This is a genomic window from Novosphingobium sp. (genome assembly GCF_965229225.1).
Lineage (GTDB): Bacteria > Pseudomonadota > Alphaproteobacteria > Sphingomonadales > Sphingomonadaceae > Novosphingobium.
Map to the genome: position 1 here is coordinate 1,341,342 of NZ_OZ245867.1, position 25,453 is coordinate 1,366,794.

Consider the following 25,453-nt stretch of genomic DNA (forward strand, 5'->3'; position numbering starts at 1 on the left):
TTGCGCGGCGATTGCGGTGTGCCATCAGGCAAGATGAAGGGATGCAAGGGCGATGGCCCTTGCCCGCCGGAGGCATCTTAACGCCCGCCCGGAAGCTTCTTCGTTCTGCCGCCTTACGCCTGATGCTCCAGCGCGCTGCGGGTGGCGCGGGTCCAGGTTTGGCTGCCGGTGAGGAAGGCGTACCAGCCGAGCGCGGCGCCGGCGTGGCGCAGGAGCTGGAAGCTGAAGGGCTCCAGCAGCGCGGCGACGAGTGCGGGGCCGAAGCGCAGGCCCTCGCGCCGGCCGGTCCAGCGCTTGTAGATGCCGAGCGACCAGAGGTGGAAGGTGAGATCGATCACGATCTTGGCCACCATCACGAGGAGGATCGGGAAGGCGAGAGTGAAGCGGCCCGTGGCGACGAGGAAGATGAGGATCGCGAAGGCGGCAAGGCCGTAGATCGGCTGCAGCGTATCGAGCGCTTTCACCGGCAGCATGCGCGTGCCGACGAGGCCGTAGCGGCGGTTGCCCACCATATCCCGGTTCCAGTACTGCGTCTGGAGGAAGCCGCCGAACCAGCGCTGGCGCTGCTTGAGGAAGCCGCGGATGGTGGCGGGCGCGTCGGTGCGGGCGAGCGCGCCGCCGACGACGCTGACCTGCCAGCCAAGGCCGTGATCGTTGGAATGGCGGTGGAGGCGGTGGATCAGCTCGTAATCCTCGACCATGCAATCGGGATCGAACCCGCCGACGGCCAGCACCGCCTCGCGCCGGAAGGCGGCGAAGGCGCCCGAGATCAGCAGCAGGCCGTTCAATTGCATCCATGCGTGGCGCGAGAGGAAATTGCGCACGTATTCGTAGGACTGGAACCATTCGAACAGGCGGCCCGAGAGCGACGGACCGCAGATCGGCTGGAGCACGCCGGTGGCGGCCACCAATGCGGGATCGCGCAGGAAGGCGGTGCGCATGGCGGCAATCGCGCCCGGCTCCAGCAGGGTATCGGCATCGACGGTGAGCACGACATCGGTGCGCGCGTGCTGCAGCGCCTGATTGAGCGCGCGGGCCTTGCCGCCATGGGGCAGGCGCAGCCATTGCAGGCGGGTCGCGCCGATCACCGTCTCGGCCATGCCGCCGATGCAGGGGGCGGCGAGGCCGTAAGTCTCGAGCATGACCGCCGGGGTTGCGTCGGTGGAGCCATCGTCCGCGATCAGGATCGCCTCGGGCGGCTGGGCCTGCGCGAGGAGGCGATTGATCGTGAGGTGGATGACGCCCGCTTCGTTATGCGCGGCGACGATGATGCCGAGGGTGGGCGCGCCAGCCGTATGGGAAACCGGACGACCGGTATCAGCCACCAGCTTGCGGATCTGCCAGGCCGTGAACAGCAGCAGCGCGGTATCGTAGAGGATATAGACCACGCCGACAGACCACATGCCAAGGCCCTGCCGATAAAACGCCTGCGCGGTGAGCAGGATGAACAGCAGCGGCGCGGCGATTCCGATCAGGCGGCTGACAAGCGGGATCGGGCGCGGTGTGAAGCGCGGGGACTCGGCGAGCAGAACGGCGTTGAGTGACGGCATGGGGGCGGGCCATAGCCTTGGCAACCTGAACCGGCTATTGCGTTTGAGGGGCAAGTACGTGAACAATCGGCAATGGTCCGATCGGAGCTGAGTCTATCATGATCAAGAAATACAGCGGCATAGCGATTGCTCTTCACTGGATCATCGCGCTGGGCATTTTCGTGAACCTGATGCTGCCCAACATCTGGGAAGCGGTGGGCGACGAGAACGTGCGGCCGCTGATCGATGCGCACAAATCGATCGGGGTGACGGTGCTGGGCCTTGCCGTGATGCGGCTGCTGTGGCGGCTGACGCACACCCCGCCTGCGCTCCCCGCCAGCTACAAGCCGTGGGAAGTGAAGGCGAGCCATGCGGCGCACTGGGCGCTCTATGCCTTCATCTTTGCCATGCCGCTGACGGGCTGGATCATGGATTCGGCATGGAAGGACGCAGCGACGCATCCGATGCAGTGGTTCGGCCTGTTCGAATGGCCGCGCATCAGCATGGTGATGGGGCTGGACGAAGTGACCAAGAAGAGCGTGCACGACAGCTTTGGCGAAGCGCACGAGATCCTGGGCTATGCGCTGTGGGCGCTGTTTGCGCTGCATGTGATCGGCGCGTTCAAGCACCAGTGGATCGACGGCGAGAAGGAATTGCAGCGCATGATGCCTTGAGGCGATGCGGATTGCCGAGTGGGGCGACTGACGGGGGGATTGTGATGCGGAAGATTGCGGTTTCGGGCGCGCTGGCGCTGGTGTTGGCGGCGTCGACTGCGGGAGCGAAGACCGCGCCGGCCGATACCGTGCTGCGCGGCGGGACGATCCTGACCGTGGATGCCAAGGACCGCGTGGTTCAGGCCATGGCGATCCGGGGCGGGCGGATTGTCGCGCTGGGCAGCGACAAGGCCATCCGCGCCTATATCGGCAAGCGCACCAAGGTGATCGATCTGGCGGGCAAGACTGCGACGCCGGGGATGATCGATGCCCATGCCCATGCGCTCGAAGGCGGGATCGACGAGGTTGCGAACCTGCAGCTGGGCGAGGCTTCCTCCGTCGCAGATTTCCTCGCGCGGGTGAAGGCGCGCGCGGCGGAATTGCCGGCGGGCGCATGGGTGACAGGTTCGGGCTGGAACGAGAGCCGCATTGCCGAACATCACCCGCCGAGCCTTGCCGAGCTGGACGCGGTTTCGGGCGGGCATCCGGTCGCGCTGGGGAACACGACGGGGCACTATACGCTGGTCAACAGCGCGGTGCTCAAGCTGGCGGGGGTTGACGCAAAGACGCCCGATCCGGCGGGCGGGCGCTTTGACAAGGACGCGAGCGGGGCGCTCAACGGCGTGCTTTATGACAGCGCGCAGGACGTGCTCGACAAGCTGGTGCCGCCGGTGGATGCGGCGACGCGGGCCAAGGGGCTGACCCATGTGATCGAGGGCGCGCTGTCCGAAGGGCTGACAGGCTTCAAGGACCCGCGCACCGGGCGCCTGCAGTGGGATGTCTATGCTGCGGCGGCGAAGCAGGCGCCGCTGAACGTCCATGTCTGCACGCTGACGTTCGCGCAGACCGACATGACGGCAGCGCGCGCGGCGGTGGACGACTATCGCCAGCGCAAGCGGGAATTGCTCGCGCTCAAGGGCCGCAACCTTGATGTGTGCGGGGTGAAGATATTCCTCGATGGATCGGGCGCGGGGCGCACGGCGTGGGTCTACAAGCCGTTCGAAACGGATGCCTCGCATGCCAATCCGGGCACCGGCTTTCCGATGATGGGCACCGATGTCTACCGCCAGATGGTGGACCTGTTCACGAAGGAAGGCATGCCGATCGGCACGCATGCGATTGGCGACCGGGCGATCGATACGGTGGTCGATGCTTATGCCGATGCGCTGAAGAAGTGGCCGAAGCAGGGCCTGCGCCACAGCCTGATCCACGCCAACTTGCCAACGGACCATGCCATCGATGTGATGGCGGACCTGCAGAAGATATACGATTCCGGCTATCCCGAAGCGCAGGCCGAATTCCTGTGGTTCCTCGGCGATGCGCTGGCGGCTGGCTGGGGGCCGGAACGCAGCGTGAGAATGATGCCCTACGCGACCTATGTGAAGCGCGGCATCGTCTATAGCGACGGATCGGACTATCCGGTGACACCTTATGCGCCGCGCTATGGCCTGTGGTCCTCCGTGGCGCGCGAGCCCGATGGGGACCGCTTCGGCAAGGCACCGTTTGGCACGGCGGAAGCGGTCGATATCCACACCGCGATGAAGAGCCACACGATCTGGGCGGCGCGGCAGCTGTTCCTCGAGAAGCAGACCGGCTCGCTCGAGGTGGGCAAGCTGGCGGACGTGGCGGTGTGGGACCGCAATCCTTATGCGGTGCCGACCGCAAGCCTCAAGGACATGACCTGCATGATGACGCTGTTTGGCGGCAAGGTCGTGTTCGTGAGGAAGTGAGGCTCCCTCATCTGCGCGCCTTGAGCCACGCCTTCCCGGCGCTCTGGATCGTAAGCAGCGCCTTGAAGGGCGAAATGCCGATATTGGCGCGGCCAGTGCGGGCGATGGCGTCGATCTGGGCGTAGTACCAGTAGGTGACGGCAAATCCCTCCACGGCGCGCATCATCTTGAGGCCGCCGAGGAAGGAGAGCCAGGGCGGGAGGAGCTTGAGCCTGTTTTCCCAGCGGTCGAGCTCGTCGGCGCCCGCCAGCAGCTTGGCGGGGCCGGCGGTATCGACGCAGAGCGGGCGGCCGAGGCCGATGACGTCTGCCCCGCCCTGCTCCAGCGCGGTGTTCATCGCGCGGCGGGTGCGGAAGCCACCAGTGACGAGGAGCGGCATGGTGAGCGAGGCGCGCATCGTCTTGGCGAAATCGACGAAGTAGGCCTCACGCGCGGCGGTAGAGGCCTTTTGCGGGGGCGCATCGGGGGCTTCCATGCCCTGAATGTCCATCATCGCGGGCTGTTCGTAGGAGCCGCCGGAGATTTCGAGGAGATCGACGCCCGCGTCCTGCAGCCAGCGGGCCACGATCACGCTTTCCTCGAAGGCGAAGCCGCCCTTCTGGAAATCGGCGGAATTCAGTTTCACGCCGATGGGGAATTCCGGGCCAACCCCGGCACGGACGCGCGCGACGACGGCCATCAGCATCCGCGCGCGGTTTTCGAGGCTGCCGCCCCACTGATCGGTCCGCAAATTGGCGCGCGGGCTGAGAAACTGCGAGAGCAGATAGCCGTGCGCGGCGTGGATTTGCACGCCGGTGTAGCCGGTGGCCTTGGCGATTTCCGCCGCCACGCCGAAGCGTTCGATGAGGTCGAGGATTTCCGGCTCGGTGAGCGCCTCGGGCAGGCCGAACTGCTTGCCGGGCAGGCCGACGGCGACGGCGGAAGGTGCCTTGGGGTGCGGGTTGACGGTGACTTGCGTCTGGCGGCCGGCGTGGCTGATCTGCATCCAGATATGGCCGCCCGCGCGCGTTCCGGCGCTCGCCATGGCGCGAAGGCCCGCAAGCGCGGCTTGGTCCTGCGGGCCGTGGATGATCACGTTGCCGGGGCGCTCAAGGTGGTCGCGGTCGATCTGGACGTTGCCGGTGATGAGCAGGCCCGAGCCGCCAGCGGCCCACAGGCCATAGAGCCGCGCGAGTTCAGGGGTGGCGCGGCCTTGCGGATCGGCCAACCCCTCGGTCATCGCGGCCTTGGCGAGGCGATTGGGCAGAACCGCGCCGCAGGGGAGGACGAGGGGATCGGCGATGGACGGCATGTCTGGGCTCTCCGGATAGGCCTCGCTTGCGGAGACCTTGCGCGCACACTTTAAGCGCGGTTGCGCCAGACCGACAAATCGCGTTTGCTGTGCATGAACAGGTTTCGGGGGAATGATGGTGCGGCAGTTGCGGGCCGATGTGCTGGTGATCGGCGGGGGCACGGCGGGTTTCGGTGCGGCGCTGGGCGCGGCGCGGCAGGGCGCAACCGTGCGGCTGATCGAGGGGACGAGCAAGATCGGCGGCGTGATGGCGTTCTGCCCGGGCATGCCCTGGGGCGGCGGCTATCCGACCGGGCGGAGCATCGGCGGCGTGTTTGGCGAGCTGACCGACCAGTTGCTGGCGATGAACCCGCCAATGGCCGAAGTGCGGCCTTCCACGCTGGAAAACTTCGGAGCCGAAGTGATCTACGACCACGAAGCGGCTGTTTTTGCGATGTTCCAGATGCTGGAGGATGCCGGCGTCGAGGTGCATCTGGGCACCTTTGCGGGCGCGCCGGTGCTGGAACAGGGGCGGATTGCCCGCGTGGAATGCACCGACCGCACTGGGCCGATGGTGATCGAGGCCGGGATGGTGATCGACTGTTCGGGCGACGGCGATGCCTCGGCGCGCGCGGGCGTGCCTTTCATGGTGGGCGATGGGCGCGGCAACATGATGGGGGTGACGCTCTCCTTCTCGATGGTGGGCGCGGACTGGGCGCGCGTGTTTGCAAAAGGCGATCCCTATTTCGAGGAAGAGGCCGCAGCCGGGATCGCGGCGGGGCTGCTGCATCCCGATCTTGCCAAGCTCTATTTGATGAAGGGTTTTCACCGCGACACGGTGTTCTGCAATTCGGTGCATATCCGGGGGGTGGACGGGACCGACCCGCAAGGCGTGGCGCGCGCGACGCAGGAGGGGCGGCGCAGGTGCCATCAGCTGGCACAGTTCCTGGTGGGCCATGTGCCGGGCTTCGAGGCTGCGCGGATGAGCGAACTGGGGCCGACGGTGGGCGTGCGCGAGACGCGCAAGCTGGAGGCGGTTCACCGCATACTGGCGCGCGATCTGCGCGCAGGGGCCAAGCCCGCAGACGGCATCGTGGCTTGCGACAATCCGATCGACGACGTGATGCGCGGGGATGCAGATATGACCCACGATGCCATCGTGGCTGGGGGGGATTACTACACGATCCCCTTTCGCGCGATGGTGCCAGAAGCGCCCGCGAACCTGCTGTTCGCCGGACGGCTGGTCTGCGCCGATCCGGCGGCCTTCGCCTCGGTGCGGGGGATGCCGCAGTGCATGGCGATGGGGCAGGCAGCGGGGACGGCGGCGGCGCTGGCGCTGGCGGAGGGCATCGCGGTGCAGGCGCTTGATCCGGCGCGGGTGGTTGCCTCGCTCGCCGCGCAGGGGATGCGCGGGATCGGCGGGGATGCGCTGGTGCGGCATGCGCGCGCGCTGGAGGACGTGGCATGACGCAGCGGCGCTGGACGCTGGCGCTCGCGCTGGCGGGGCTGCCGACGGGAGTGCCGGCGCAAGAGGCGCCCTCCTCTGCCCTGTCCGTGCGGATCGACCGCGACGGGTTTGGTGTGCCGCATGTGTTTGGCGAGACTTCGGAAAGCGTGCTCTTTGGCGCGGGCTATGCCGAGGCGCAGGACCGGCTGGCCGATATGGAGCAATCGCGGCGGCGGGCGCTGGGTCGGCTGGCCGAAGTGCTGGGGCCTTCGGCGGTGGCGTCCGACGTGGTCTCGCGCCAGCGGTTGCCGGACAGGGCCGAGCTTCTGCGCATGTATGGTGCGCTGGGGGGCGAGTATCAGCGGATGATCGCGGCCTATGTGGCGGGGGTGAACCGCGCGATAGCCGAGATCGAGGCCGACCCGGCGAAACGTACGCCGTATGAATTCACGCAGTGGGGCGTGAAGCCCGAACGCTGGGTGCTGACCGATTTTCTGGCCATGATCGCAAGCTTTCCGCGCGGGCGCGGCGGATCGGAAGTGACCAACCTCGCCTATCTGCAAGCAATGATCGCCAGGCATGGCGAGGCCAAGGGGCGGCAGCTGTTCAACGATCTGGTGCCGGTGCGCGATCCCGAGACGCCGACGGTGATCCCGCCGGGCGAGGATCTGGCCCCTGCCCAGCCCCTGCCGCAGGCGACGTTCCTGACGCTGGCACCGCGTGCCAAGCCTGCCGAACCGATCCCGGCACCGGGCAAGGATCACAGCCGCTGCCTCGTGCTAGGACCGCAGCGCACCGCGAGCGGCAAGGTGATCATGATGGAAGCGACGGCGGACGGGCCGGAAATCCATCTGCACGGCGGCGGTTTTGATAGCGCGGGGTTCACGATCCCGGCCTTTGGCGTGCCGATCATGGGGCGCGGGCCGCATCATGGCTGGCTGGTGACATCGGGCCATGGCGACACGACCGACACGTTCGCCGAGAAGCTCGATCCGAAAAATCCGGACCGCTACTGGTTCAAGGGTGCGTGGCGGCAGATGGTGCGGCAGGCACAGACCATTGCCGTCAAAGGCGCAGCGCCGGTTGTGCGCGAGCTGCGCTGGACTGTGCACGGGCCGGTGGTGAGCGAGGACCGGGCCGGCGGCGTTGCCTATGCCCAGCGCTTTGCGATGCGCGGGCATGAGCTGGAGAACTGGGCCGCGTTCGTTGATATGCAGCGGGCACGGTCCCTGGCCGAGTTTGGCGCGGCGATGGGCCGGGTCTCGACCAATTTCGGCATTTGCTATGGGAATGAAGGCGGCGAAATCGGGTTCTGGGAGACGGGGATGATGCCCCGGCGCGCGCCCGGCACCGATCCGCGCCTGCCCACCCCCGGCACCGGCGAGTACGAGTGGGAGGGATTCCTCTCGCCCGCCGAGCGGCCGCACATGGTGAACCCGAAACAGGGCTGGATCCACGCGTGGAACAGCAAGGCGACGACGTGGAGCCGCGAGGGCGATGACGCGCGGATGGGGGCGACGTTCCGCACCTGGCTGGGAGCCAAGCTGGCGGCGGGATCAAAGGGCGCGACGCTCCTCGATATGGTGGGATACAACCGCCAGATCTGGAACGCATTTGGCGCACGCGACCGGGCCAATGCGCCCCCTGCCATGTTTGCGCCATTCTTGCGCGCGGCAGCGGCGAGCGCGGATGATCCCGAGGTGCGGGAAGCGGTCAACCTGATGACCGCGTGGAACGGGCGCTATGAAGACCGCGATGGTGACGAACGCTATGACAATGCGGGGCTGACGCTGTTCCGCGCCTGGCTCGCGATCGCGCCCGAGGTGCTGTTCGGCCCGGTGATGGGCACGTGGTGGAAAGACATCGACGCCAAGCGCTATCAGAAATACCGCACCGCGCTGCTGTACCGCGTTCTGCAGGGACCGGCGGCAGGGCTGCCGGTGGAGTTCGACTATCTTGCGGGGCGGCCGCGCGAGGCTGTGGTGGCCGAGACGATCAGGCGCACGATTGCGGCAGTGCGGCCGCAGTTCGGCTCTACCGCGATGGCCGCGTGGAAGCGGCCGATCTTCTGGAAGTACTTCACCGACGATGCCGAGGACCCGGCCCGCCCGCCGCTGCCCGATGATGACGAACGCGGCAAGGCGCTGTGGGGCGAGCTTGGTCTGGGGCCGAAGATGATCCCCCTGAACGGCGGCGAAGGTTGGGTGGGGATGATGGAGCTGACCCCCGGCGCGCCCGCGATCTACACGATCACCGAAGTGGGCGGGCAGAACCAGTTCATCGATCCCGACAAGCGCGGCACGGTGCATCTGACCGATCAGGTGCAGATGCATGCGCAGAACCGGTTCAAACGGATCGATCTGGCACCCGAAGCGATTGCGGCGGGGCGGGAAAGCTCGGTAACGCTGGCTTACGCGCCCCAATAGTCCTGCCGGAACCCTCCACCACAACCCGCTCACCCTGAGCTTGTCGAAGAGTGTTGGCGCGACTGTTGCGCCTTATGCTTCGACAAGCTCAGCATGAGCGGGGTTGGGAACCCCTGCTCGGAGCTAGAAGATCACATGTTCCTGACCCAGCCAGAGCGGGGAGCGGGGGAGATCGATGAACTTGCGTTCGTCTTCGAGCAGGAGCGCGCCGGCGGCGATGGCTTCGGGACTGCTGCTGGCGAGGTCTTCAAAGTTGTCCCACCACAATTGCGCCACGCCGTCGTAGGGCTCGGGCGCACCGCGGGCCACGGCGAAGGGGGCGTTATCCGTATCGGGCAGCGAATGTAGCTGGACGTAGCGCCGGATCTTGAGCGCATCGCGGACGCTGGCAACGAGGGGCCCGTGCGTATTCAGCCAATAGTCCTGAAATTCGGCGCGGCTGAGGTGCGGCAGGCGGTGGAGGCAGAAGGTGAGCTTGATCATGGTTCTCTCTCAGACTGGTGGCAATCAGAGTGGGGGCAGGGGCAGGCTGGTGGTGTGTTTGACCCGATCGAGCACCACGCTGGAGCGCACGCTGGCGACATCGCCGTGCCCGAGCAGCTGTTCGTTCATCAGCTTGGAATAGCTGGCGAGATCGCGCGCGACGATGCGCAGGAGATAATCGGAATCGCCGGTGGTGGCGCGGCAATCGAGCACTTCGTCGAGCGCGGAAATGCGGTTGTGAAAACCGCGCACGACATCGGGCGCGTAGCTGGCCATGGCGACGGCGACAAAGGCTTCGACCTGCAGGCCCAGCGCCGCTTCGCTGAGCAGCGCGACGGTGGCGCGGATATAGCCTTCCGCTTCAAGCCGGGCGATGCGGCGGGAGACCTGGCTGGCGGAGAGGTTGACCAGTTTGGCAATGTCGGCGTGCGCGCGCGAGGCATCGACCTGGAGCAAGGCGAGCAGCTGGCGATCAAGTTTGTCCATGCGCAGGATCCTTCCTAGCCGGCCAGCGCGGCGACAATGGCGCGCTCGACAATCGCGCCGGCCAGATCGGCAGTGGTCATGGCGCCGGGCATGGGGCGGATCACGCCCTTGCGGCGCATCGAGGCGAAACCGTAGATCGCGGACCAGAATGCAAGGGTGCGCAGGTCTGCCGCTTCGCCATCAAGGCCGGGCATGCTGGCAGCGACTGCCGCGCGCACAGCGGCGTGACCGATCTGCTGGAACGCAAGAAGGTCTGGATCGAGCGCGGGGGACGTCAGCTCGCTTTCATACATCAGATCAACGAGATGCGGGTTCTCTTCGGCAAAACGGATGAATTGTGTGCCGAGCGCGCGCAGTTTGTCCGCCGGGTGATCGGCAGTGGCCGCAACCGCGTCCGACCGGGCGAGCATTTCGCGAAAGCCATCGAGCGCGAGCGCAAGGAGGAACGCACGCCGATCCGGGAAGTGGTGATAGGGCGCGCCGGGCGAGACACCGACCTGCTGCGCAAGGATGCGCATCGAGAGGCCGAGATGGCCGTGCGCTTCCACCCAGGCGCGACCGGCCTTGAGCAGATCGCCCCTCAGGTCCTCCTTGTGGTACGGCTTCTTCGTCGACATGCGCCTTCCCGGTCGTGACGCATCCGTACCATGTTTGCAGCGAGGCGCCAGTCAGGCCACGCAGAGCGTCGCGAGGCGGGCTTCGTGCATCGGGAACACGTGCACGTCGGGCGGAAAATAGGAATAGCGGATGCGGGCGAGCACTTCGACCTTGTGAATGCCGGGTTCGAGCCCGCCGGGCTTGTCGACAAGGATTTCGCCCCATTCGAGCAGACCCCAGCGCGCAGTGGTTTCCTCGCGCATTTCGGCAAGGGTGTAGACTTCATCGCGGATGCCTAGGCTATTCTGCTCGAAGCCGTAGACCTCGCCATCGACAGTGACGGTGAAGCCATCGAGCTGCGAAAGGCGGGTGCCGTGATAGTTGGGGATGCGGATGCGGACCGCAAAGCCGGTGCGCGCGCCCACAGGGCCGATGTTGCGGAAGCCGGTGCTCTGGATGAGCTGGTGTTCGAGCATCTTGGTGTTCCTATGAATTGTGACGCAGTGGGCGCTCAGGCGAGCAGGCCCAGATCGTAGTCGCGCTCCAGCTTGCGGAGCAGGACCTGCTGGCGGCGGACCTGATCGATGGCGCGCCAGGGGCTGCGCAGGCCTTCGTATTCGCTGGAGAGGTAACCGGAGTAGCCCGAGCGCTTGATCGCTGCGATGACCGGGCGCCACGGGATGTTGAGGTCTTCCAGAGTGTCGTCGATATCGTGGAACTTGGCCTGAATGAACACGACGTACTGCGCGATATCGAGGAACTGTTCGGGCGGCACCTTGATGCCGTTCAGGAAAGCCATGTGCTCGCGCATCTCGTCGTTGATCTGGTGTGAGCCCCAGTGGGTGAGCGGACGGTCCTGAAAGATGCCGGTATCGATCATCAGGCCGAAGTTCTTCGTGCCAGTGCGCTCGATGAATTCGATGTAGCCTTGGGTGACGCGGTGCTTGATCGGCGTGGGCGCGTGGATTTCCGGGCAGATGATGATGCCAAGCTGGTGCGCGAGATCGAGGTTGCGCTCGACATAGGCCTGCCATTGCGGATCGGGATCGAGCTCGTGCGAAGTGACGCCGAACTTGGGGCGCAGGAACTTGAAGCCGAGGCGGTGGGCGAGCCGCAAGTCCCGCGCCAGCTCGGCCGCGCCTTCCGCGATGGTGAGATTGCGGGTGAGCGTGATGCGGGTATCGACCCAGGCACAGAAGTTGGTCGGTTCGAGCTTGTAACGATCGACGAGCGCAAACCACGTATCGAGCCACGCGGATGATGGCTCGGGATAGCCTTCGACTTGCCCCTCGCCGAGGATCTCGATCCCGGTCGCGCCGGTATCGGCGATGTGATCGAACGCGTCTTCCAGCGTCATCACCGAACCGTAGTCGTTGACGTAGCTGTAGACCGAGACGCCGTATTGGAGAGAGCCCATTGTCCGCAAAACCCCTTGCGCACGAGGGCGCGATATGTGGACGGCAAGGTGCCGTCGGGGCTTTATCTAATCGCTGATTAAATTGCGCACAAGCCCTGCCCTTCGGGTGCTGCGCCGGAAAAACAGCCCAGCCCCGTCTCAAGCACCGGGCGACGGAACGCAGATCCGCGTAAAGTCGTCAGGCTCAGTGATTGTCGCGCGGTAGACCCATGGTCTGCGCGATGCGCTGGAACTTTTCCGCGCCTTCAAGAATGCCCCCCGTCTCCAGTTGGCCGACGCGCTCGCGGTAGATTTCCTGCCATGGCGTCTGCGAAGGGGGATAAGGATAGCCGCCGACAGCTTCGAGCGCGGCGCGGCGGGAGGCGAGTTCGCTTTCCGGTAGGAGGATGTCCGCCGTGCCCTTGCGAAGATTAATGCGCACCCGGTCGCCCGTCCGCAGCAAGGCAAGGCCGCCCATCGCGGCGGCTTCGGGGCCGGCGTTGAGGATAGAGGGGCTGCCCGAAGTGCCCGACTGGCGCCCGTCACCGATGCAGGGAAGCGCATTGACCCCGGCCTGGATCAGATAAACCGGCGCGCGCATGTTCACGACTTCGGCCGAGCCCGGATAGCCGATGGGGCCGGTGCCGCGCATGAACAGCACCGATTCCGGGGTGATCCCGGTCGCAGGATCGTCGATGCGGGCGTGGTAATCCTCCGGCCCATCGAACACCACGGCGGGGCCTTCGAAGGCTTCGGGATCATCGGGGTTGGCGAGATAGCGCGCGCGGAATTCCGGGCTGATCACGCAAGTCTTCATGATCGCCGAGTTGAACAGGTTGCCCGAAAGCACGATGAACCCGGCATCGTGGACCAGCGGCTGATCGAACGGACGGATCACGCGCTCGTCCTCGATTTCCGCGTCGCGGCAGTTCTCGCCGATGGTTCGGCCGTTCACGGTCAACGCACCTTCGGCGATCAGGCCTTGTGCCATCAACTGCGCGACGACGGCGGGCACGCCGCCCGCACGGTAATAATCCTCGCCGAGGTATTCGCCCGCCGGCTGGAGATTGACCAGTAGCGGCACCTTGTGGCCGAGCCGCTGCCATTCGGTGAGCGGGAGATCGACGCCGACATGTCGGGCAATCGCGGCCAGATGGACCGGCGCGTTGGTCGAGCCGCCGATGGCCGAATTGACGACAATGGCGTTGTGGAAGGCCTCCAGCGTCATGATGTCAGAGGGCTTGAGGTCCTCGCGCACCATTTCGACCGCGCGCTTGCCGGTGCGCCAGGCGCACTCCTGCCGGTCGCGGTAGGGCGCGGGGATGGCGGCGGAACCGGGGAGCATCATGCCCAGCGCTTCGGCGAGGCTGTTCATCGTCGTCGCCGTGCCCATCGTGTTGCAATAACCGGTCGAGGGCGCGGAGCTGGCGACGAGCTTGATGAAGCCCATCTCGTCGAGTTCGCCCTTGGCCAGCAGCTCGCGCGCCTTCCACACGATCGTGCCCGAGCCGGTGCGCTCACCCTTGAACCAGCCATTGAGCATGGGGCCGACCGAAAGCGCGATGGCGGGAATGTTGACCGTCGCGGCGGCCATGAGCAGCGCAGGCGTCGTCTTGTCGCAGCCAGTGGTGAGGACGACGCCGTCGATGGGATAGCCATAGAGCGCCTCGACAAGGCCGAGGTAGGCGAGATTGCGATCGAGCGCGGCGGTGGGCCGCTTGCCGGTTTCCTGGATCGGATGGACCGGGATTTCGAGCGCGATACCGCCCGCCTCGCGGATGCCTTCGCGCACGCGTTCGGCCAGCACGATATGGTGGCGGTTGCAGGGAGAAAGGTCGCTGCCGGTTTGCGCTATGCCGATGATCGGCTTGCCCGCGCGCAATTCCTCTAGGCTCAGCCCGAAGTTCAAATAGCGCTCGAGGTAGAGCGCGGTCATGTCGATGTTGTGCGGGTTGTCGAACCAGGCCTGCGAGCGCAGCTTGCGGGCGGACGGGGTGTCAGGCGTATCGGTCATGGCAGCTTTCCAGAGTCTTGGTGCAGCAGGTATCAGCGGGCCAAGGGCGCCTTGCCGACGCGGAAAAACACCGCGTGGCGATAGGGCTTGCCGGGATCGACGCGGGCGGAAAGGAAGCCCCGCTAGTTGGGCGCATCGGGGAACTTATGCGGCTCCTGCGCGCTGGCGGTTACGCAGAGCCATGCACCGGTGGGCGGTCGGCCTTTGGATTCCATCCTTATGTCCCTCTTCAACCCGCGCCGCAAAGCGCCATTGACGCTTGCATATCTCAAATATAGTCTGACAAATAGAATCCGCGCAAGACCAACGCGTTTCGCCCTGCGCAAGGACCGACCGAGAGGATGCGACCGACCATGCCGCCTGCGGCCCAGGCCCAGACAAGTGCCCGGAAAACGGAGGTATCTCCGCAGAACTTCGGCCCGGCGCTGACCTTGCTGGCGAGCCTGTTCTTCATGTGGGGCTTCATCACGGCCATCAACAAGACACTGCTGCCGCATCTGCGCAGCGTGTTTGATTTAAACTATACACAGACAATATTGTTCGAGTCCGTGTGGTTCATCGCCTACTTCGTCGCCTCCGTCCCTTCGGCCCGGCTGATCGAGCGGGTGGGTTACCAGAAATCACTGGTGATCGGCCTCGTGATCATGGCGGCGGGCGCGCTGGGCATGATGGTGGCGGCCTCGACCCCCTCCCGCGGCGTGACGCTGGCGATGCTGCCCAGTGCGACGGCGCGCTGCGCCTGATCGACGGCAAGCTCACACTCTGAAGGACTGCACACCATGGCAAATCGTCTGCTTCAGCACCGCGCCGAGGACGGCACGCGGTCGGTCGTTTTCGCCGAGGGTTCGGCGGCCCATGTGTTGCCCGGCGTGGGCTCGGTGCGCGAGCTTGCGCTCCGCGCGATTGCGGGCGGCATCAGCTTTGCCGAGGCCGCGCGGGCCTGCGGCACGGGCGCGGCGGTCGATCTGGCGGCGGAGTTTGCCGCCGGGCGCTTTCTGGCACCGATCGACCATGAAGACCCGGCGCATCTGATGCTGAGCGGCACCGGTCTCACCCATCTCGGTTCTGCCGAGGGGCGCGACAGGATGCACCGTGAGGCGGCAGCGGCGCAGCAGACCGATTCCATGCGCATGTTCCTCGAAGGGCTGGCGGGCGGGAAGCCAGCCGATGGCGGCGTGGGGCAGCAGCCCGAGTGGTTCTACAAGGGCGATGGCAACCAGCTGGTGGGGCCGGACGAAGCGCTGGAAATGCCATGCTTCGCGCAGGATGGCGGCGAGGAGCCGGAACTGGCAGGCGTGTACCTTATCGGGCCGGACGGCACGCCCTTCCGCCTGGGCTTCGCGCTCGCGAACGAGTTTTCGGATCACGTGACCGAGCGGCACAACTACCTCTGGCTCGCGCATTCCAAGCTGCGCCGCGCGGCGCTGGGGCCGGAATTGCTGATCGGTGATGCGCCAGCGGATATCCGCGGCACCAGCCGGATCGTGCGCGGCGGCGAGGTGATCTGGGAGAAGCCCTTCCTCACCGGCGAGGCGAACATGAGCCACAGCCTCGCGAACCTTGAGCACCATCACTTCAAGTATGGCCTGTTTCGCCGGCCCGGGCAGGTCCACGTGCATTTCTTCGGCACCGCGACGCTTTCTTACAGCGACGGCGTGCGCACCGAGCCGGGCGATGTGTTCGAGATCGCGGCGGCGCCGTTTGCGCTGCCTTGCCGCAATCCGCTGACCCGCGCGGCGGGCGATGCGGCGGCGGTGCAAGGTGTGACGGTGCTTTGAGGCGATGCTGCGGATTGCCGGGAGCGAAGCGGACTTTGCCAGCGTCGAGGCACTGCTGGAAAGCGGCATCACCATCGCTTGCCGAGCAGATTAGGTAGCGCTATCATAAATCGGCAATCGAGCGGCATACCGCAAGCAAAAGGTGCCGGATACGAGGAGGGATGCGGGGCAATGAAGGCAGGAATCACCGTGGCAGCGCCATGCCCTTTCCACGCTCTGGCCGTTGCTGCTTGCACGCAGGCCGGAACCCCTGCCCCGGGCCCTGCCCCGGTCAATGCAGACGGCACGATCCAGACGATCGATCCGCTGCAAGCGAAGTAGGCCGCGTATGTACCTTGGCATCGATTTCGGCACGAGCTGCGTAAAGGCGGTCGTCACGGCCGAAAGCGGCGAAGTCCTTGCGCAATCGAGCGCGGACCTCACCGTTTCACGGCCGCAACCGCTGTGGTCCGAGCAGGCGCCGGCAGACTGGATCGCGGCCACGCACAAGGCCGTGCTGGGGCTCGATGCTGCTTTGCGCGCCGGGGTGCGCGGGATCGGCCTTGCCGGCCAGATGCACGGCGCGACCTTGCTGGGAGCGGACGACAAGCCGCTGCGCCCGGCGATCCTGTGGAACGACGGCCGCAGCTTTGCCGAATGTGCGGCGCTGGAAGCCGCCGAACCGCGCAGCCGGGCGATCACCGGCAACATCGCCATGCCCGGCTTCACCGCGCCCAAGCTGGCATGGGTGCGCGCGCACGAGCCCGATGTCTTTGCCGCGACGCGCACGGTGCTGCTGCCCAAGGATTACGTGCGCCTCGCGCTCACTGGCGAGAAGGCGAGCGATATGTCCGACGCGGCGGGGACGCTATGGCTCGATGTGGCGGCGCGGGCATGGTCTGGCGAAATGCTGGCGGCGACGGGCCTCGACAAGACTCATATGCCGCGCCTCCACGAAGGGCCGGACGTGACCGGCTCGCTGCGCGAGGATGTGGCGCGCGGCTGGGGCATGGAGCGGGTGCCGGTGGTGGCGGGTGCGGGCGACAATGCCGCAGGCGCGCTGGGCGTCGGCGTGCTGGGCGAAGGACAGGGCATGCTTTCGCTCGGCACTTCGGGCGTGATCTTCGTGGCGAACGATGCGTTCCGGCCCAATCCGGCGCAGGCCGTCCATGCCTTTTGCCATGCCCTGCCCGGGGTCTGGCACCAGATGAGCGTGCATCTCTCCGCCGCATCGTGCATCGATTGGGCAGCGCGCGCGTGCAACGTGCCGGGACCGGCGGAATTCTTTGCGCTGGCCGAACAGGCTGGCGCGGCGTGCGGGCCGGAGCTGTTCCTCCCTTACCTCTCTGGCGAGCGCACGCCGCACAACGACCCGCATATCCGCGCGGCATTTCTGGCCCTTGGCAACGAGAGCACGACGCCGCGCATGGCCGCCGCCGTGCTTGAGGGCGTAGCCTTTGCCCATGCCGACGGGATCGACGCGCTGCGCAGCGCTGGCACGGGAATCGAGGAACTGGCGGTGATCGGGGGCGGTTCGCGCTCGGCGCATTGGGGCCGCATCCTCGCCAGCGTGCTCGGCGTGCGACTGGTCTACCTCCACGGCGGCGAAGTCGGCCCCGCGCTCGGCGGCGCAAGGCTGGCGCAAATGGCCGTGACCGGCGCAAGCGCGGCCGAAGTCTGCACCCGCCCACCCGTTCGGGCCGTGATCGAGCCCGATCTCGATCTCGCCGCCCGCCTCGCGCCGAAGCGTGCCCGCTTCCGCGCTGCCTATCAGGCGCTCCGCGCCATCGAGGAGTAACTCCGCCATGTCTGCTTCCTACTTCGATGCCTTTCCGACCATCCGCTACGAAGGCCCTGATTCCACGAATGATCTGGCCTACCGCTGGTACGACAAGAACCGCGTGGTCTTCGGCAAGCGCATGGAGGACTACCTGCGCTTTGCCGTGTGCATGTGGCACACCTTTTGCTGGCCGGGCAGCGACGTGTTCGGCGCGGGCACCTTCGACCGCCCGTGGCTGAACGGCCCGCAGGACGAAGCCGCAGCGCGGGCCAAGCGCGAGGCGGCGCTGGCGTTTGTCGAGAAGCTCGACCTGCCGTTCTACTGTTTCCATGATGTCGACGTGATGGCGCCTGCCGAAAGCATCGGCGCGTTTCGGGCGAGCTTTGCCCGCGCGGTCGATCATCTGGAAGAACTCCAGGCCGCGCATGGCCGCAAATTGCTGTGGGGCACGGCGAACCTGTTTGGCCATCCGCGCTATCTGGCAGGTGCGGCGACCAGCCCGCGCCCGGAAGTCTATGCCTGGGGCGCGAGCCAGGTGCGCGATGCGCTGGAAGCGACGCACCGGCTGGGCGGCGCAAACTACGTTTTGTGGGGCGGGCGTGAGGGTTATGACACGATCCTCAACACCGATCTCAAGACCGAGCAGGACAACTTCGGCCGCTTCCTCAGCCTTGTCGTCGAGCACAAGCACAAGATCGGCTTTGCCGGGACGATCCTGATCGAGCCCAAGCCGCACGAGCCGACCAAGCACCAGTACGATTTCGACACGCAGACGGTCTACGGCTTCCTCAAGCGCTTCGGGCTCGAGAACGAAGTCCGCGTCAATATCGAGGCGAACCACGCAACGCTTTCGGGCCATACGTTCGAGCACGAGATCGCGATGGCGGGGGCGCTCGGCATCTTTGGTTCGATCGACGCCAACCGCGGCGATCCGCAGAATGGCTGGGATACCGACCAGTTCCCCAACTCGGTCGAAGAGCTGACGCTCGCCTGCATCGAGATCGAGCGCGCGGGCGGGTTCACCACCGGCGGGTTCAACTTCGATGCCAAGGTCCGCCGCCAGTCGGTCGATGCGGAAGACCTGTTCCACGGCCATATCGGCGGGGTGGACGTGATCGCGCGGGCGCTGCTGCGCGCCGAGGCGGTGATCGCGGATGGCCAGCTCGACGCCTTCCGCGCCGGGCGCTATGCCGGCTGGCAGGGCGAACTGGGCCAGACGATCAGGAGCGCGAGCCTGTCCGAAATCGCTGACCTAGCCGTGGCGCGCGATCTGGCGCCGGGGCCGGTTTCGGGCCGGCAGGAGTGGCTGGAGAACCTGCTGGGCCGCTTTTGATACAGACGGTTCTGGCTGCGGCCAGACCTGCCGCCCGCACCGGTTGTGCCTCCTTTGTGCGGACGGCTTGAACAGGCCCGATATCCCTTCATGCGCTGGACTTTGGCGAATTTGCGCCCAAATAGGGACAGGGCGCAAGGAGCACAGGGTGTCGCGTAGCAAGGAACTGGGCACAGACGGGATCGACAGGTCTGACAAATCGCTGCGTCTGCATGGCAGCATCGCGCGCGATCTTGGCACTGCCATCGTCACCGGCAAATACCCGCCCGGCCACGTGCTGAGCGGCGAGCTCGATTTTGCCGAGCGCAACCAGATCTCACGCACCGCCTACCGCGAGGCGATCCGGATTCTGGCCGCGAAGGGGCTGGTGGAAAGCCGGCCCAAGGCGGGCACGCGCATAACCGATCCGTCGCGCTGGCATATCCTCGACCCCGATGTGCTGGCCTGGACTTTCGCGGGCGAGCCGAGCGTGACGGCGATCCACGACTTGTTCGAGCTGCGCATGATCATCGAGCCGGCAGCGGCGGAACTCGCGGCAAAACGGCGCAATGGCGGGCAACTGGCGCAGATGGGGCATGCGCTGGAGGAAATGGCGAAACACACGCTGGCCTCCCCGCTGGGGCAGGCGGCGGACCAGGCATTCCACACCACGCTGCTCAAGGCGACCGGCAATGCGGCGCTCATCGCGCTCGCCAGCACGATTTCGGCGGCGGTGCGCTGGACCACGATCTACAAGCAGCGCAAGCGCAAGCTACCGCGCGATCCGCTGCCCGATCACCGCGTGCTGTTCGATGCCGTGGCCAATGGCGATGGCCCCGGCGCACGCACCGCGATGCACAGGCTGATCGAGCTGGCCCTTGCCGATATCGACCTGCCCGAACGGCTGTAGCTCCGGTGCATCGGAACGGGCTTTCGGCAGTATAATCGTACTTATTCTGCAAGGGCGCGGGGTGATCCACCCGCTGCCCGGCTTAGGCCTGTTTAGGCAGATCGACCACCGAGATCGGCGGGGCGGAATTGGGCGGGGAAACGTTGCCGCACAGCGTGCGCGTCGCATCACCTTGCGGGCTGCCCTTGCCCGTCCTTCCTGTAGCAATCGCGCTTGCCAAGGAGCGGCGGCACGGTCAGGAAATCGCCAGCCGGAGCTCATGCAAGATGAACGAACCCCGATCGCGCCGCCGCCAGTCAGGCCGCCTCACTGTCAGCGATGTGGCGCGCTTCGCGAAGTGTTCGCAGATGACGGTGAGCCGCGTGGTCAACGGCGGCGCGGGGGTGCGCGAGGAAACGCGCCTCGCCGTGGAGGCCGCGATCAAGGAACTGGGCTATACACCCAACCGGGCTGCGCGCAGCCTTGCCGGTGCTTCGCAGCTGCGGATCGTGCTGCTCTATTCAAACCCCTCCGCCGCCTACCTCAGCGAACTGCTGATCGGTTGCATGGATGCGGCAACCCGGCTCGATGCCAACCTCGTGGTCGAGCGCTGCGATCCGGAGCGCGACCAATCGCGCATGATCCAGCGCCTGATCGAAAGCGCGGTGGACGGATTTCTGCTGCCGCCGCCGCTATGCGACGACACCGCGCTGCTGACGCGCCTGCTCCGAGCTGGCACCCATGCCGTGCTGATCGGGCCGGGGCAGGCTGAGGCGCACCACGGCGTAGTGATGATCGACGACTATCAGGCCGCGCACGACATGACACGGCATATCCTCGGGCTGGGGCACCGCCGCATCGGCTTCATCATCGGCAACCCGCACCAATCCGCCAGCGCACTGCGCCTTGCCGGTTTCCGCGATGCGATGGCCGAGGCGGGTGCTGATGTGGACGAAGCGCTCGTGCGGCAGGGCCAGTTCACCTATCGCTCCGGCCTTGATGCAGCGATCGACATGCTGGCTCTCTCCACCCCGCCAAGCGCGATCTTCGCCTCGAACGACGACATGGCGGCGGGCTGCATTGCCGCTGCGCACCGGCGCGGGCTCGATGTGCCGCGCGATCTCACCATCTGCGGGTTCGACGATACCGCGCTCGCCTCAACCATCTGGCCCGAGCTGACCACGATCCGCCAGCCGATCCGGCAGATGGCCGAAACCGCGCTCGATCTGCTGGCGCAAGAGATCCGCAGCGACCGCGCAGCCGATGCGGCAAGGCCGCGGCTTGCAACGCTCGATTACGAGCTGGTGCAGCGCGATTCCGACGCACCGCCGCGCACCTGAATCAAGGCGCGACGGGCAACTGGAAGCCCGGAACAGGCAAGACCGGCAAAGTCGCTTCACCCGCCGCAACGCAGATTGGCCACTGCGGCCAAGCCAGAGCGCCGGGCGCCCCGTCCTAATGACAGCCCAGACAGATTCGGCAGGACCATCCACGCGCCGAAAGCTGATAAACCTGCCGGTGGGCACAATCACCGGACCAAGGTGCTGGCACCACATACGGCGGGGACCAAGGCGTGCTCCGCGAGCGAGGGGAAACCAAATGAGCGACGCGACACTGTTCCTGACCGACGAGCGCACCTTCTGGCACTGCACCGGGGTGCAGGCGCTGTTCTTTCCGATCGGCGATTGGGTCGAGCCGCCTTCGGGCAGCTATGGGGCAGATACGCCCGCCTCGAAGCGGCGCCTGCTCAATCTGGTGCGCGCGGCAGGCCTCGATCAGCATATGGAAGTGCGCAGCGCCGCACCGGCCACGCGCGAGGATCTGCTGCGCATCCATCCCGCCAGCTATATCGACGAGTTCAAGCGGGTGAGCGATGCCGGCGGCGGTGAGCTCGGCCTGTTTGCCCCCTTCAGCAAGGGCGGCTTCGAACTTGCGGCGCTCTCTGCCGGGCTTGCCATCGAGGCGGTGGACGCGGTCGTGACGGGCCGCGCGCGCAATTCCTATGCACTGTGCCGTCCGGCGGGGCACCATTGCCTTGCCGATCAGCCGATGGGCTTCTGCCTGCTGGCCAACATTCCCATCGCCATCGATGCGGCCAAGGCGCGCCACGGCCTCGGCAAGGTCGCGGTGGTCGATTGGGACGTCCACCACGGCAACGGCACGCAGAGCATCTTCTATGATCGCGGCGACGTGCTGACGATCTCGATCCATCAGGATCGCTGCTTCCCGCCGGGCTACACCGGCCATGAGGATCGCGGGACAGGCGAGGGCCTCGGCGCCAATCTCAACGTGCCGCTCCCCGCCGGCAGCGGCCACGAAACCTACCTCAGGGCGCTGGACCGCGTCGTGATCCCGGCGCTGCAGCGCTACCAGCCCGATCTGATCGTGATCGCCAGCGGGCTCGACGCCAATGCCGCCGATCCCCTCGCCCGGCAGATGCTGCATTCGGAAAGCTTCCGGGCAATGACCGAACGCATGATCGCGGTGGCGGACGAGCTGTGCGGCGGACGCCTCGCGGTGGTCCACGAAGGCGGCTACTCGGAAGCTTATGTACCGTTCTGCGGCCTTTCGCTGCTCGAGGCGCTGACGGGTGTGAAGACCGAAGTCGTCGATCCCGAAATGGATTTCTTCGGGCCGCAGCAGCCGGATGAGCGCATGCTGGCGTTCCACTTCGAACTGATCGAGGAAATGCGCGCGGGCGCAGGGCTGTAAAGTCCCTCCCCCCTGCCGCGCCGGGCCGGTTCTCCGCAGGGGGACTGGCCCGGTGTGGCAACGCAGCAAGGCGAATGGCAGCACCGGCCAGTTAGTTGGCAGGCTGCGACGTTGCATCGCGCGTCATCTTGGCGAAATTCGTGACCATAGCCGGAGCGATGCGTGTCGCGACCGGACTCAGGCCGAATGGGAGCGTGATGTGACCGATGTAATGGAAAAGCCGCAGCTGGATACGGGCGCGGCAACGCAGGATTTCGACGTCCTGATCGTGGGTGCCGGCATTTCCGGCATCGGCAGCGCCTATCACCTCAAGACACAGAACCCCGGCAAGAGCTTCGTGATCCTCGAGGCGAAGGACGACATCGGCGGCACGTGGCACACCCACAAGTATCCGGGCGTCCGGTCGGACTCCGATCTCTATACCTTCGGCTACCGCTTCAAGCCCTGGATCGGCCCGCCGATCGCCACCGCCGAGGAAATCCGCAAGTATCTGCGCGATGTGCTGGCCGAGAACGATCTGGACACCGCCATCCGCTTCGGCACGCTGATCACGCGCTGTTCGTGGTCCACGGCCGAGAAGCTGTGGACGGTGGAAACGCGCAAGACCGATGGTTCGGCCGGGCCGACCTATCGCGCCAACTTCCTGTGGATGTGCCAGGGGTACTATGACCACCACAACCCCTATCTGCCCGACTGGCCGGGCATGGCGGACTACAAGGGGCAGCTTGTCCACGCGCAGTTGTGGGATGACAGCATCGACTATGCCGGCAAGGAGGTTGTCGTCATCGGTTCTGGCGCGACCGCCGCAACGGTGATCCCGGTGCTGGCCGACAAGGCGAAGCATGTGACCATGCTGCAGCGTTCGCCGACCTACTTCTACTGCTATCCCAACCGCAGCGATCTGGCTGACAAGCTGCGCGAGATCGGCGTGGACGAGGATACCGTGCACCGCGTTGTGCGGCTCGATTATCTGCACAACCTCAAGATGCTGGACCACCGCGCGCGGGCCGAGCCCGATCTGGTGTTCGAGGAACTGAAGGAACTGATCCGCCAGTATGCCGGGCCGGACTTCGAGTTCGAGCCGCACTTCACCCCGCGCTATCGCCCCTGGCAGCAGCGGCTGGCATTCATCCCCGATGGCGACATGTTCGAGCGCATCCGCGACGGCAAGGTCTCCGCGATCACCGATACCATCGATCATTTCACCGCGGACGGGATCAAGCTCGGCTCGGGCGACGAGCTCAAGGCCGACATCGTCATGGCGGCAACCGGCTTCAAGCTGCTGATGATGGGCGGCATCGAATTCCAGGTGGACGGCAAGACCATCGATTGGTCCGAGAAGGCGACCTATCGCGGCATGATGTTCGAAGGCGTGCCCAACATGGTCTGGGTCTTCGGCTATTTCCGCGCGGCGTGGACGCTGCGGGTCGATCTCCTCGGTGATTTCGTCTGCCGCATGCTGCGGCACATGGACGAAAAGGGCACGTCCGAAGTCAACATCGTGATCCCGCCCGCACTGGCGAATGAACCGCTCATGCCGTGGATCGAGGATGACAACTTCAATCCCAGCTACCTGATGCGCGACATGGACAAGCTGCCCAAGCGGCTTGGCGAGCAGCCGGAATGGCGCCACACGCAGGATTACTGGCGCGAGGCGGTAGACATCCCGGCAATCGATCTGGAAGGCGCCGAGTTCGCCTACAGCTGATACCCTCGGCGGCAGGCCTCAGGCGAGACGCGTGTTGCTCGTCTGGGACTGCCGCCGGAATTCCAGGGCGCCCATGCCCGACCAGCGCTTGAACGCGCGGGAGAAGCTCGACGGTTCGGCGAAGCCGACCGCAACGGCGATCTGCTCGATCGCCATGTGCCCTTCCATCAGCAACTCACGCGCGCGGCAGTAGCGTGCTTCGTCGATCATTGCCGAAAAACGGGTGCCTTCCTCTGCCAGCCGCCGGTGCAGCGTGCGTTCGGAAAGGGCGAGCATGCGCGCCGCCTCCCCGGCAGTCGGGAAATCGCTGTCGCTGCGGCTGAGCCGCGCGGCGAGCCGGCCCTTGATCGTGGCATCGGTCTGCGCGCGGCGCAGCATGGTGTCGCACCGCGAGCTGTAGAGCGTGACGAGATCGCTGTCGGCCATCGGCAGCGCCAGGTTGGCCGAACCCGGCAGGAACAGCCACTGCGTCTGGTCCGCGTTGAACTGCACCGGACATGGGAAGTGGTGCTGCTGCTGCGCCCAGTCCGGCGGGGGCGGCGTGGTGAGCGTGACGCGCTCGAGCGGCAGAACGCCCCCCATCAGATCGGCCACAAGCGTGCGGATCGCGCCGAGATCGCGGTAGTGGGTAAAATCGTGCAGTGGCCCCGCCAGCTTGCTGCAGCTGCCGATCAGCGCGAGAGCGCCGTTGGGCGCAGAGGCATAGCGATAGTTGATGAGCGAATACGTGAGCGACTGGCAGCGGCAGGCGATCTGCATGGCTTCGCCCAGCGTACGCGCCGTCATCATCGCAAGGCCAAGCTCGCCATACTTGATCGCCCGGTAGCGCAGGCCGATATCGAACCAGATGTTGCGCGCACCCACCGTGCAGGCCGCGAACGACTTCTGCAACTGCAGTTCCTCCTGCGCGAGGAGCTGCCCCGAGTAGGCGTCGAAACGCACGGGCCGGACATGGCTGTTGCGGCAGAAATCATCCCAATCGACCCTGGTTTCGCTCGCCAGGGCACTGCGCATGATCCGTGCGCTCAGATCCGGCAACGTCGCGTAGAGTGCATTGGAGTCCATGCTCCATCCCCTCCTCTTTACCCTTGTGCTGCCTTTTTTGGAGGAACGTAGCGGGCGCTGGCCACATCCGTCAATAACTTGGCGCGCAGCGACATGGTGCGCAGCCGCCCATTCGCCTAGCTTTCCTGATACATGCATG

20 protein-coding genes and 2 pseudogenes are annotated in these 25,453 nt (G+C 66.0%); 12 read left to right on the top strand and 10 right to left on the bottom strand.

Annotated features, from left to right (window positions below; genetic code table 11):
* Window positions 1-113 precede the first annotated feature (113 nt).
* Window positions 114-1,550, bottom strand: a complete 1,437-nt coding sequence (locus ACO06X_RS05955) for a glycosyltransferase family 2 protein (protein ID WP_421839037.1) — start codon at window positions 1,548-1,550, stop codon at window positions 114-116.
* A 98-nt stretch (window positions 1,551-1,648) separates the two neighbouring features.
* Here ACO06X_RS05955 and ACO06X_RS05960 point away from each other — a divergent pair, with 98 nt between their 5' ends.
* Both ACO06X_RS05960 and ACO06X_RS05965 read left to right on the top strand, forming a co-directional pair.
* The gene (locus tag ACO06X_RS05960; RefSeq protein ID WP_421839038.1) at window positions 1,649-2,203 is read left to right on the top strand and encodes a cytochrome b; all 555 of its coding nucleotides are present in this window, start codon (window positions 1,649-1,651) and stop codon (window positions 2,201-2,203) included.
* Between the two features lie 44 nt (window positions 2,204-2,247).
* On the top strand, window positions 2,248-3,972 hold the full coding sequence (locus tag ACO06X_RS05965; RefSeq protein WP_421839039.1) for an amidohydrolase: 1,725 nt from the start codon (window positions 2,248-2,250) through the stop codon (window positions 3,970-3,972).
* Between the two features lie 7 nt (window positions 3,973-3,979).
* On the opposite strand, the gene ACO06X_RS05970 is transcribed toward ACO06X_RS05965, so the two are convergent.
* Window positions 3,980-5,263, bottom strand: coding sequence for an NADH:flavin oxidoreductase/NADH oxidase family protein (locus tag ACO06X_RS05970; RefSeq protein WP_421839040.1), 1,284 nt, complete (start codon window positions 5,261-5,263; stop codon window positions 3,980-3,982).
* 118 nt (window positions 5,264-5,381) lie between these two features.
* Here ACO06X_RS05970 and ACO06X_RS05975 point away from each other — a divergent pair, with 118 nt between their 5' ends.
* A complete protein-coding gene (locus ACO06X_RS05975; RefSeq protein ID WP_421839041.1) occupies window positions 5,382-6,710 on the top strand; it encodes an FAD-dependent oxidoreductase in 1,329 nt (442 codons plus the stop codon).
* Window positions 6,707-9,115: a penicillin acylase family protein gene (locus ACO06X_RS05980; protein ID WP_421839042.1), complete on the top strand. Its 2,409-nt coding sequence runs from the start codon at window positions 6,707-6,709 to the stop codon at window positions 9,113-9,115. Before ACO06X_RS05975 ends, ACO06X_RS05980 begins: the two co-directional genes overlap by 4 nt.
* 123 nt (window positions 9,116-9,238) lie before the next feature.
* Here the strand turns inward: ACO06X_RS05980 and ACO06X_RS05985 are convergent, their stop codons facing one another.
* The 7 genes and pseudogenes from ACO06X_RS05985 to ACO06X_RS06015 form a co-directional block, all read right to left on the bottom strand.
* A complete protein-coding gene (locus tag ACO06X_RS05985; protein ID WP_421839043.1) occupies window positions 9,239-9,598 on the bottom strand; it encodes an EthD domain-containing protein in 360 nt (119 codons plus the stop codon).
* A gap of 24 nt (window positions 9,599-9,622) precedes the next feature.
* On the bottom strand, window positions 9,623-10,084 hold the full coding sequence (locus tag ACO06X_RS05990; RefSeq protein ID WP_421839044.1) for an Lrp/AsnC family transcriptional regulator: 462 nt from the start codon (window positions 10,082-10,084) through the stop codon (window positions 9,623-9,625).
* 14 nt (window positions 10,085-10,098) lie between these two features.
* Window positions 10,099-10,701 (bottom strand): TetR/AcrR family transcriptional regulator, encoded by a 603-nt coding sequence (locus ACO06X_RS05995; RefSeq protein ID WP_421839045.1) that lies wholly within the window; start codon window positions 10,699-10,701, stop codon window positions 10,099-10,101.
* 51 nt (window positions 10,702-10,752) lie between these two features.
* Window positions 10,753-11,157, bottom strand: coding sequence for a C-glycoside deglycosidase beta subunit domain-containing protein (locus tag ACO06X_RS06000; RefSeq protein WP_421839046.1), 405 nt, complete (start codon window positions 11,155-11,157; stop codon window positions 10,753-10,755).
* 35 nt (window positions 11,158-11,192) lie between these two features.
* Window positions 11,193-12,098, bottom strand: coding sequence for a sugar phosphate isomerase/epimerase family protein (locus tag ACO06X_RS06005; RefSeq protein ID WP_421839047.1), 906 nt, complete (start codon window positions 12,096-12,098; stop codon window positions 11,193-11,195).
* Between the two features lie 184 nt (window positions 12,099-12,282).
* Entirely contained in the window at window positions 12,283-14,091 is a 1,809-nt protein-coding gene (locus tag ACO06X_RS06010; protein WP_421839048.1) for an IlvD/Edd family dehydratase, read from the bottom strand.
* A 32-nt stretch (window positions 14,092-14,123) separates the two neighbouring features.
* Window positions 14,124-14,252: pseudogene (locus ACO06X_RS06015) on the bottom strand (galactose-1-epimerase); the annotation flags it as partial.
* A gap of 192 nt (window positions 14,253-14,444) precedes the next feature.
* On the opposite strand from ACO06X_RS06015, the pseudogene ACO06X_RS06020 reads away from it, so the two are divergent.
* The 8 genes and pseudogenes from ACO06X_RS06020 to ACO06X_RS06055 form a co-directional block, all read left to right on the top strand.
* A pseudogene (locus ACO06X_RS06020) lies at window positions 14,445-14,807 on the top strand (MFS transporter); the annotation flags it as partial.
* Window positions 14,808-14,870: 63 nt separating this feature from the next.
* Window positions 14,871-15,869, top strand: a complete 999-nt coding sequence (araD1, locus tag ACO06X_RS06025) for an AraD1 family protein (RefSeq protein WP_421839049.1) — start codon at window positions 14,871-14,873, stop codon at window positions 15,867-15,869.
* A gap of 328 nt (window positions 15,870-16,197) precedes the next feature.
* Window positions 16,198-17,646 (top strand): xylulokinase, encoded by a 1,449-nt coding sequence (gene xylB, locus ACO06X_RS06030; RefSeq protein ID WP_421839050.1) that lies wholly within the window; start codon window positions 16,198-16,200, stop codon window positions 17,644-17,646.
* 7 nt (window positions 17,647-17,653) lie between these two features.
* Window positions 17,654-18,961, top strand: coding sequence for a xylose isomerase (gene xylA, locus ACO06X_RS06035; protein WP_421839051.1), 1,308 nt, complete (start codon window positions 17,654-17,656; stop codon window positions 18,959-18,961).
* Between the two features lie 148 nt (window positions 18,962-19,109).
* Complete coding sequence (locus tag ACO06X_RS06040; RefSeq protein ID WP_421839052.1) at window positions 19,110-19,850, top strand: FadR/GntR family transcriptional regulator; 741 nt, start codon at window positions 19,110-19,112, stop codon at window positions 19,848-19,850.
* 266 nt (window positions 19,851-20,116) lie between these two features.
* Window positions 20,117-21,169, top strand: a complete 1,053-nt coding sequence (locus ACO06X_RS06045; protein WP_421839053.1) for a LacI family DNA-binding transcriptional regulator — start codon at window positions 20,117-20,119, stop codon at window positions 21,167-21,169.
* Window positions 21,170-21,428: 259 nt separating this feature from the next.
* On the top strand, window positions 21,429-22,541 hold the full coding sequence (locus tag ACO06X_RS06050) for a class II histone deacetylase (RefSeq protein WP_421839054.1): 1,113 nt from the start codon (window positions 21,429-21,431) through the stop codon (window positions 22,539-22,541).
* A 199-nt stretch (window positions 22,542-22,740) separates the two neighbouring features.
* Window positions 22,741-24,249 carry a flavin-containing monooxygenase gene (locus tag ACO06X_RS06055; protein WP_421839055.1) on the top strand — a complete coding sequence of 503 codons (1,509 nt, stop codon included), beginning with the start codon at window positions 22,741-22,743 and terminating at the stop codon, window positions 24,247-24,249.
* A gap of 18 nt (window positions 24,250-24,267) precedes the next feature.
* Here the strand turns inward: ACO06X_RS06055 and ACO06X_RS06060 are convergent, their stop codons facing one another.
* Window positions 24,268-25,314 carry a helix-turn-helix domain-containing protein gene (locus tag ACO06X_RS06060; protein ID WP_421839056.1) on the bottom strand — a complete coding sequence of 349 codons (1,047 nt, stop codon included), beginning with the start codon at window positions 25,312-25,314 and terminating at the stop codon, window positions 24,268-24,270.
* Window positions 25,315-25,453 lie beyond the last annotated feature (139 nt).